The organism is Blastococcus sp. SYSU DS0973 (assembly GCF_054051055.1).
In genome coordinates this window covers 232,250-240,760 of sequence record NZ_JBJHAN010000007.1, presented here as the reverse complement: position 1 = coordinate 240,760, position 8,511 = coordinate 232,250, and the positions used below count along the sequence as shown (strand labels likewise).

At 75.5% G+C, this 8,511-nt stretch carries 9 protein-coding genes; 5 read left to right on the top strand and 4 right to left on the bottom strand.

All coding sequences use genetic code 11. The annotated features are described in order from the left end of the window. Positions 1-162 precede the first annotated feature (162 nt). Both infC and ACI791_RS13815 read right to left on the bottom strand, forming a co-directional pair. Positions 163-741 (bottom strand): translation initiation factor IF-3, encoded by a 579-nt coding sequence (gene infC, locus ACI791_RS13820; protein WP_456586558.1) that lies wholly within the window; start codon positions 739-741, stop codon positions 163-165. A 431-nt stretch (positions 742-1,172) separates the two neighbouring features. Beyond that, positions 1,173-1,664, bottom strand: a complete 492-nt coding sequence (locus ACI791_RS13815; RefSeq protein ID WP_456586555.1) for a PH domain-containing protein — start codon at positions 1,662-1,664, stop codon at positions 1,173-1,175. 51 nt (positions 1,665-1,715) lie between these two features. Between ACI791_RS13815 and ACI791_RS13810 the strand changes: the two genes are divergently transcribed. The 3 genes from ACI791_RS13810 to ACI791_RS13800 all read left to right on the top strand — a co-directional run bounded on the left by ACI791_RS13810 (position 1,716) and on the right by ACI791_RS13800 (position 4,518). Beyond that, positions 1,716-2,765, top strand: coding sequence for an MBL fold metallo-hydrolase (locus ACI791_RS13810; RefSeq protein ID WP_456586554.1), 1,050 nt, complete (start codon positions 1,716-1,718; stop codon positions 2,763-2,765). Beyond that, positions 2,744-3,304 carry a uridine kinase family protein gene (locus ACI791_RS13805; RefSeq protein WP_456586553.1) on the top strand — a complete coding sequence of 187 codons (561 nt, stop codon included), beginning with the start codon at positions 2,744-2,746 and terminating at the stop codon, positions 3,302-3,304. Before ACI791_RS13810 ends, ACI791_RS13805 begins: the two co-directional genes overlap by 22 nt. Positions 3,305-3,399: 95 nt before the next feature. Further along, a complete protein-coding gene (locus ACI791_RS13800) occupies positions 3,400-4,518 on the top strand; it encodes a uroporphyrinogen-III synthase (RefSeq protein ID WP_456586552.1) in 1,119 nt (372 codons plus the stop codon). Here ACI791_RS13800 and ACI791_RS13795 read toward each other — a convergent pair. Then, positions 4,500-5,135: a GNAT family N-acetyltransferase gene (locus ACI791_RS13795; protein ID WP_456586551.1), complete on the bottom strand. Its 636-nt coding sequence runs from the start codon at positions 5,133-5,135 to the stop codon at positions 4,500-4,502. The genes ACI791_RS13800 and ACI791_RS13795 overlap by 19 nt on opposite strands. A 196-nt stretch (positions 5,136-5,331) precedes the next feature. Here ACI791_RS13795 and ACI791_RS13790 point away from each other — a divergent pair, with 196 nt between their 5' ends. Beyond that, entirely contained in the window at positions 5,332-6,780 is a 1,449-nt protein-coding gene (locus ACI791_RS13790) for an MFS transporter (protein ID WP_456586550.1), read from the top strand. A gap of 122 nt (positions 6,781-6,902) precedes the next feature. Continuing rightward, the gene (locus ACI791_RS13785) at positions 6,903-7,694 is read left to right on the top strand and encodes a hypothetical protein (RefSeq protein WP_456586549.1); all 792 of its coding nucleotides are present in this window, start codon (positions 6,903-6,905) and stop codon (positions 7,692-7,694) included. A 111-nt stretch (positions 7,695-7,805) separates the two neighbouring features. On the opposite strand, the gene ACI791_RS13780 is transcribed toward ACI791_RS13785, so the two are convergent. Then, a complete protein-coding gene (locus tag ACI791_RS13780; protein ID WP_456586548.1) occupies positions 7,806-8,441 on the bottom strand; it encodes a class I SAM-dependent methyltransferase in 636 nt (211 codons plus the stop codon). Between the last annotated feature and the right edge of the window lie 70 nt (positions 8,442-8,511).

Here is an 8,511-nt window from a genome sequence, read left to right as displayed (position 1 = left end):
CCCCCCCCCCCCCCCCCCCCCCCCCCCCCCCCCCCCCCCCCCCCCCCCCCCCCCCCCCCCCCCCCCCCCCCCCCCCCCCCCCCCCCCCCCCCCCCCCCCCCCCCCCCCCCCCCCCCCCCCCCCCCCGGTGGTCTCGGTGGTGCGTTCCTGCGGAGCAGGGGGTCAGGCGCTGGGCGCCTGCTCCGCCTCCTGCTCACCCTTGGCCGGTCGGCTCTTGCTCTGCTGCGCCTGCTGCTGCAGTGCCTGGGCGTTCCGGTGCGGGGCGATCACCATGACCATGTTCCGGCCGTCCTGCTTCGGGTTGGACTCGACGACGCCCAGCTCACTGACGTCGGCGGCCAGCCGCTGGAGCAGGCGGTAGCCCATCTCCGGGCGCGACTGCTCGCGGCCACGGAACATCACGGTGATCTTGACCTTGTCGCCGCCCTTGAGGAAGCGCTCGACGTGGCCCTTCTTGGTCTCGTAGTCGTGCGGGTCGATCTTCAGGCGCAGCCGCATCTCCTTGATGACGGTGAGCGCCTGGTTCCGCCGGGCCTCGCGGGCCTTCTGGGCGGACTCGTACTTGAACTTGCCGTAGTCCATGAGCTTGGCGACGGGCGGCCGGGCCATGGGAGCGACCTCGACCAGGTCGAGCTCGGAGTCCTGTGCCAGGCGCAGCGCCTCGCCGATCGACACGATGCCGACCTGCTCGCCCTCGGGCCCGACCAGGCGGACCTCGGGGACTCGGATGCGGTCGTTGATGCGGGGCTCGGTGATGGCCTCTCCTTACGCTGCTGCGTGGGAGGAGCCGCTGGCCCACCCGGCGCCGACGCGCAGAAGGCCCCGCGAGCGTCTGCTCGCGGGGCCCACTCGGCCGGTGGCGCACGACCCTTGCGGGTGCGTGCGCACGCGATCACCGGCCTGTGGCCGGCTCTCGCGATCCGGGACCTGGGCGCCTGGACGGCGTCAGGTGGGAGCGGGCTCCTCTTGGACAGCGGCCCGGGGCGGGGCCGCTGGTGGTTCGCGCGCCTCGATGTAGCGGGGGAGGCACGCCCACGATACAGCGTCCCGGGCCCGTGGCGCATTCCCCCTGCCGTGCTGTGCCGGAACGACTCTCCGCAGGGCCCCGCGGCAGGCGCCGTCCAGAGGCTCGCCCCGAGCGGAGCGAGGGGTGAGGAGGACGGGGTCCTTCTTCAGTCGTCGTAGAGCAGAGGGGGCCGGACGGGGTCCTTCGCCCGGGCGGCGGCGTGCAGGGCGCGCAGCCCCTCGACCGCCCGCACGGCGTGCTCGCCGTCGACGGCCTGCAGCGCGTGCAGGGAGATCTCGTCGCCGTTCTCCAGCAGCAGCGAGCCCCAGGCGGACGTGCGCTCGAAGCGCACCGCGCGCACCGCCGTCCACGGCAGCTGGTGGTGGACGACGAGGTTCCGGACCCGGATGCCGTCGGCGTCGGCGTCGAGCCGCGACCGGCCGAGGAACAGCACCCCGGCGGCCAGGAGCAGCCCCAGACCCGCCATCGCCACCTGGTCGACGAGGCCGTAGTCGATGACGGAGTTGGTCGTCGACGGCAGGGAGAGCGCCACCAGCACCATGACCACCGCGATCACGGCGGCGAGGGCGGCGAGCAGGTGCCGCATCCGGCGGGGCACGGCGGAGACGGTGGACACGTCGGGCTGGGAACCGCTCACACCCCCATGGTGTCAGGATCGCGGCCGGGAGCGGCTGGCAGAGTGCAGGACGTGGAGATCACCGGCACCACCCAGCACGCGGCCTGGCAGGCGCGCACCCTGCCCCCGGTCGAGCAGCTGCGGGCGGACCTCTGGTCGGTACCGGTGCCGATCCCGCACAACCCGCTGCGCTACGTGAGCGTCTACGCCTTCGCCCTCGCCGGCGGCGGGCTCGGCCTGATCGACACCGGCTGGGAGAGCGACGCCGGCTGGAGCGCGCTCAGCGACGGGCTCGCCTCGATCGGCGGCTCGGTGGCCGATGTCCGGGGCGTGCTCGTGACACACCTGCACTTCGACCACCTGGGGCTGGCCTCGCGCGTCCGGGAGGCCAGCGGCGCCTGGATCGCCATGCACCCGGCCGACGCCACCGCGGTCGAGCGGCTGACCCGGACCGAGGCGCGCGCCGCCGTCGCCGCCGAGGTCGAGTTCCTCGTCGGCCTCGGCGCCCCGCGCGAGGACGCGGCAGCCGACGTGGGCGGTGCGGAGAGCCTCTCCGGTTTCATGCGCATGGCGGTGCCCGACCGGATGCTCGAGGACGGCGACCACGCCGCGTTCCCCGGGTGGTCGCTGCGCGCCCTCCACACACCCGGTCACACGCCCGGCCACCTGTGCTTCGCCGAGGAGCGCACCGGGCTCTTCTTCTCCGGCGACCACGTGCTGCCGCGGATCAGCCCGAACATCTCCAGCACCGACGGTGGATCGGCGGATCCGCTGCGCGACTACCTCGACTCGCTGGCCGGGGTGCGCGACCTGAACCCCACCGAGGTGCTGCCGGGGCACGAGTGGCGCTTCCGTGGGCTGGATGACCGCGTCGACGCGCTGACCGCGCACCACGAGGCGCGCCTGGCCGAGCTGCTGCGCGCCATCGCCGACCACCCCGGCTCCACGCCGTGGGACCTGGCCGCCCACCTGACCTGGTCGCGCCCGTGGGAGCAGTACGAGCGGCGGATGCGGATCTTCGCCGTGACCGAGACCGACGCCCACCTGCGGTTGCTCGCCAGCCGCGGGCTGGTGACCGGTAGCGGCGGAGCGGTGGCCACGTGGACGCTGCGGCCCCGCTGACCGTCGCCGGCCTGGCCGCCCGGGTGCTCGACGCTCCCCCGCGCCTGGGCGGCACCCGGCTGGTGTGCGTGGACGGGCCGGCCGGGTCGGGCAAGACCACGCTCGCCGCCCGGCTGGCCGCCGTCCTGCCCGACCCCGTCGTCGTGCACATGGACGAGTTCTACGCCGGCTGGACCCTCACCGGGGCCGCGGCGCGCCTGTCCGCCGGTGTGCTGCGCCCACTGGCCGACGGCAGGCCGGGCGCCTACCACGCCTACGACTGGGCGGCCGGCCGGTTCTCCTCCCGGCCGACGCCGGTGCCGGTGCCGGCCGTGCTGGTGGTCGAGGGGTGCGGCAGTGCGTGCCGGGCCACCGACGCCTGGGCCGGCCTGCGGATCTGGGTGGAGGCCGACCCGGCGGTGCGGCTCGCCCGCGGCCTGGCCCGCGACGGCGCGCAGCTGGCCGGCGAGTGGCACCGCTGGCAGCGGACGGAGACCGCGCACTTCGCCGAGGACGGCACCCGGGCGCGCGCCGACGCGGTGGTGGACGGCAGGGCGTGACCCCGGTCACCCGGGCCCGCGTGGCACCGGGCGAGGACACACGTCGGAAACCCCGGGCCGGGAAGATGGGGCTCCACCGCACCCGAGGGGGACACGTGACCGACACCGCCGGGGAACAGCCGGCCGGGCTCCCACTGGCCGGCTACACCGTCGCGGTGACCGCTGCCCGCCGCAAGGAGGAGCTGGGCGCGCTGCTGGACCGCCGGGGCGCCCGCGTGCTCTACGCCCCCGCCATCCGGATCGTCCCGCTGGCCGACGACGCCGAGTTGGTGGCTGCGACCCGGCGGGTGCTCGAGGCCCCCGTCGATCTCGTCGTCGCCACCACCGGGGTCGGCTTCCGTGGCTGGCTGGAGGCGGCCGACGCCTGGGACCTGCCGCTCGTGCAGCACCTGTCGGGGTCCCGCGTCCTCGCGCGCGGCCCGAAGGCCCGCGGGGCGATCCGGGGTGGCGGACTCGTCGACGCCTGGTCGCCGGCGTCGGAGTCCTCGGCCGAGGTGCTCGAGCACCTGCTGTCGGGGGCCGAGGGCCCGCTGGCCGGCCGCCGGATCGCCGTCCAGCTGCACGGCGATCCGCTGCCCGACCTGGTCGCCGGGCTGCAGGACGCCGGCGCCGACGTGCTCACCGTCCCGGTCTACCGCTGGGTGCTGCCCGAGGACGTCGTGCCGGTGCGCCGGCTCATCGGTGCCATCGTGGCCGGCGGGGTCGACGCGGTGACCTTCACCAGCGCGCCGGCCGCGGCGAGCCTGCTGCAGGTGGCCACGGAGCTGGGCCAGCAGGAGCCGGTGGTGGCCGCGATGAACGGGCGGGTGCTCGCCGTCGCCGTCGGCCCCGTGACCGCCGGCCCGCTGGACGCCGCGGGCATCCCTTCCTGCCAACCGGAACGCGCCCGCCTGGGTGCCCTGGCCCGTGAGGTGGTCGCCCGGCTGCCGGAGCGCGACCCCGTGCTCCAGGTCGGCCCGCACACGCTCCAGGTCCGCGGCCACGCCGCCGTCGTCGACGGGCAGCTGGTGGAGCTCGCGCCGGGGCCGCTGGCCGTCCTGCGCGAACTGGCCCGGCAGCCCGGCCACGTCGTCTCGCGACCGGACCTGGTGGGCTGTCTGCCGGGTGGCGGTGACGGGCACGCGGTGGAGATGGCGGTGACCCGGCTGCGGGCGGCCCTCGGCGCGCCGCTGGTCGAGACCGTCGTCAAGCGCGGCTACCGCCTCCGGGCCTGATCCTCCGGGCCTGGTCCTCCGGGGCCCGTCGAGGGACCGTCCGGGCGCAGGTTCCGCCGCATGAGCACGCGCGGGAACCCGTTGACGACCGAGCCGGTGTCGGCCACCTTCTCGAACCCGGCCCGCTCGAACAGCGCCCGCGTACCGACGTAGGCCATCGTGAGGTCGACGTTCCGCCCGCCGTTGTCCACCGGGTACGCCTCGACCGCCGGCGCGCCGTGCGCGCGGGCGAACTCCACGGCGCCGGCGACGAGGTGGTGGGAGACGCCCTGCCCCCGGTGACCGGGACGGACGCGGACGCACCACAGCGACCACACGTCGAGGTCGTCGACGTGCGGGATCCGCCGGTTGGTGGCGAAGCTCGTGTCGGCGCGTGGGTGGACCGCCGCCCAGCCGACCACCTCGTCCCCGTCGTGGGCGAGCACGCCCGGTGGCGGATCCTCCGCCACGAGTCGGCGCACCCGCTCGCCGCGGGCGGCGCCGACCAGCTCCCGGTTCTCCTTCGACGTCCGGAGCCGGTAGCTCAGGCACCAGCACACGTCCGCGTCCGGCCGCTTCGGGCCCAGCACCGCGGCCACGTCGGGACAGCTGCTGGCCGGGCGCACCTCGATCACCATGCGTGCATCGTGGCAGCGACCACCGACAGCCGGCCGGATCCGCGTCCCGCCGCGAACCTCACCGCCGGCCCCCGGCGCGGTGAGGCGGTTGTTCCCGAGAGGTCATGCGAGCGCGGCGGCGAGGTAACGGCGGCTTCCTAGCGTTCTCCCCCACAGGATCCGCCCGTCCGGCGGCCGCGAACCGAGGGATGCGCCCATGACCTCCACCCCCACCGTCCGCGCCCCCGGCGCCGGGGCTCCGCCGTCGACCGAGCCCGCCGCCGGCGCGCCTCCGGTCGCCCGACGCGGATCGCGGTGGATCGACGACTACAACCCCGAGGACGACGAGTTCTGGGCGTCGCCGCAGGGCCGGCCGGTGGCCCGCCGGAACCTGATGTGGTCGGTGCTGGCCGAGAACATCGGCTTCAGCGTGTGGCAGATGTTCAGCATCGCCACCGCCGTCCTGGCCTCGATCGGCTACGGCTTCACCAGCGACCAGCTGTTCTGGCTCGTCGCCACCGCAGGCCTGGTGGGCGCGATCATGCGGGTGCCCTACACGTTCATGCCGGCGCTGGTCGGCGGCCGGAACTGGACCGTCGTCAGCGCGGCCCTGCTGCTGGTGCCGGTGACCCTGCTGACCGTCGCGGCCACCACCGGCCAGCCCTACTGGTTCTGGGTCCTGACGGCGATCACCTGCGGCGTCGGCGGCGGGAACTTCGCCTCGTCGATGGCGAACATCTCGTTCTTCTACCCGGACAGGGAGAAGGGCTTCGCCCTCGGCCTGAACGCCGCCGGCGGGAACATCGGCGTCGCGATCATCCAGCTCGTCGGGCCGCTCGCGGTCACGGCGGGGGCGATCGCCTTCGTCGGTGGGAGCACGGGGGCGACGGAGGCCGGCGACGCCCGCTACGTGCAGAACGTCGCGCTCATCTGGGTGCCGTTCATCGTGCTGGCGGTCGTCGGCGCCTGGTTCGGCATGAACAACCTGTCCGGCGCCAAGGCCAACGTCGCCGACCAGGCCGCCGTCGCCCGGCGCAAGCAGACGTGGGTGATGGCGTTCCTGTACATCGGCGCGTTCGGCTCCTTCATCGGCTTCTCGGGCGCCTTCCCGCTCGTGCTGGCCAACGAGTTCGCCGCCGACACCTACCGCTACGCCTTCCTCGGGCCGCTCGTCGGCTCCCTGTCCCGGCCGTTCGGCGGCTGGCTGGCCGACCGGGTGGGCGGCGCGAAGATCACCGTCGTCACGTTCGTCGGCCAGGCGGTCGCCATCGGCTCGGCGATCGCGTTCCTGCGCGCCGGCAGCTTCGGCGGCTTCCTCGCCAGCTTCCTGGTGCTCTTCGCCGTGGTCGGCATGACCAACGGGTCCACCTACCGGATGATCCCGATCATCTACCGCGCCGAGGCCGCCGCCGACCACCCCTCCGACACCCCCGCCGAGGTCCTGTACCGCGCCCGCCGGGACACCGCCGCCGCCGTGGGGATCATCTCGGCGGTGGGCGCCCTGGGCGCGGTCTTCATCCCGCGGATCGTGTCGGAGTCCTACGGGGCCACCGGCGGGGTGGAGACGGCGCTGCTGTCGTTCTGCGGCTTCTACATCGTCTGCGTGGCGGTCACCTGGTTCGTGTACCTCCGCCGCGGCACGCTGATGCAGCGCGCAGGAGTCTGATCCCGCTCCCGCCGGGCCCGTCCTCCCGAAGGGCGGGCCCGGCGGCGCATCCGTGGCCCTCGCGGGTGAGGCCGGCTCGCCCCGGGGTGCAGACACAACTCCGCACCCACGAAGATCACCGCGTGACCGCAGCCGAGGACTCCAGCACCGGGCGCGCGCTGATCGAGGCAGGCAGCCCGGTCGCCGGATCTATGAGCACCGCCGCCGCCGCGGTGGTCTTCGAGCCGGCGACGGCGCGGGTGCAGGTGGACGACCGGTTCGCCGCCGCGCTGCGCACCGCGGCCGCGGAGGCCTCCGGAATCGCCGTCGAGCGCGAGCGGGTGCGGGTGGGTGCGGCACTGGCCTTCGCCGTCGAGTACGCCGCGACGCTGCACCGCACCGGCCGGTCGGCGCGCACCGACAACTTCTTCACCCCCCGGCCCGGCAGCCGGCCGGTGGCCGACGAGCTCGTCGAGGCGGTCGTGGCCACCGCTCGGCGGTCCACCGACGAGCGCCGGGTCCGGCACCTGGGCTACCTGCTGGCCGAGGTCGCCGTCTCCCCCGACATCGACGCCGAGCTCGTCGGCCGCGCCCTGCACCTGGCCGGGGAGCTGCGCTGGCGGCAGCTGGCCCTGCTGGCCGCCGTCGGCCGCCGCCACCGCGTGCCGCTGCCGATGACCCCGCTCGACGACGAGCCGCACGGGTGGGCGGCGTGGGGCGCCCGCGAGGACGTCACCGACCTGCAGCACGCCGGCCTGCTCGACCCGCCGCCGGCCCAGCCACGCCCGGGGGGCGCGGCGCTCCCCCGGCTGCGGATCGCCGACCTGCGCCTCACCCGGCGCGGGGTGTTGGTGCACCGGCTGCTGGTTCTCGAGCTGCTCCGCGACGCCGCCGTCGCCGCCGCCCTGGCCGACCTGGGGCTCCCCCGCTCCTGACCGGTAGCGGGCGGCCCGCCGACGAGCAGCCGACCTCCCGGGAGGTCGGGCTCTGCTCACTCCTGGAAGCAGAGCCCGATGTCGCGCGGAGGGCGGAACCGCCCGGCCGGGCTACCGCGCCAGCGGCCGTCGCCGCGCGACCAGCACGGTGTCCGGCGCCCGATTGCCCGTCCGCTCGACGGCGCCGCGGTCGTGGTCCCGGGTCTCGGTGACGAGCTCCACCCAGTCCGCCCGGTCGAGCACCGCCGCGACGTCCCCGGCGGTGTAGAGCGCGCCCGGCTCGTGCGCGTGGTGCTGGCCGTGGGCGGCGTCCTCGCCCAGGAGGTGGCCGACCACGAGCAGGGTGCCACCTGGCGCGACCGCGGCTGCGAGCCGCTCGAACATGGCTGCGCGGTCGGTCCAGGCCGCGTGCAGGTAGTGCGCCGTCACCAGGTCGAAGCGCCGCTCCGGCGGCGTCCAGGAGTCCAGGTCGGCGGGCAGCCACTCCACCCGGTCCGCCAACCCCCGGGCGCGGGCAGCCGCGGCGGCGCGCCCGAGCGCGACGGGCGAGAAGTCGACCCCGGTCACCCGCCACCCGCGCTCGGCCAGCCAGAGGGCGTCGGCGCCCTCGCCGCAGCCGGCGTCCAGCGCACTGCCCGGCCGCAGGCCGGCCACCTCGAGCACCAGCTGCCGGTTGGGCCGGCCGCTCCACAGCGCCGGGTTCGACCGGTACAGCTCGTCGTAGGACTTCCGGTCCGTGTCGCTCATGCCGGCATGCTCCGCCGCTCGGCCACCGCACGCCTGGTGTCCTCGGCGAGGAGGTCAGCGGAGATCGCAA

Coding starts and splice junctions, on each gene's coding strand:
- ACI791_RS13780 (WP_456586548.1), bottom strand. CDS start 8,441: ATGAGCGACACGGACCGGAAGTCCTACGACGAGCTGTACCGGTCGAAC.
- ACI791_RS13795 (WP_456586551.1), bottom strand. CDS start 5,135: ATGGTGATCGAGGTGCGCCCGGCCAGCAGCTGTCCCGACGTGGCCGCG.
- ACI791_RS13790 (WP_456586550.1), top strand. CDS start 5,332: ATGACCTCCACCCCCACCGTCCGCGCCCCCGGCGCCGGGGCTCCGCCG.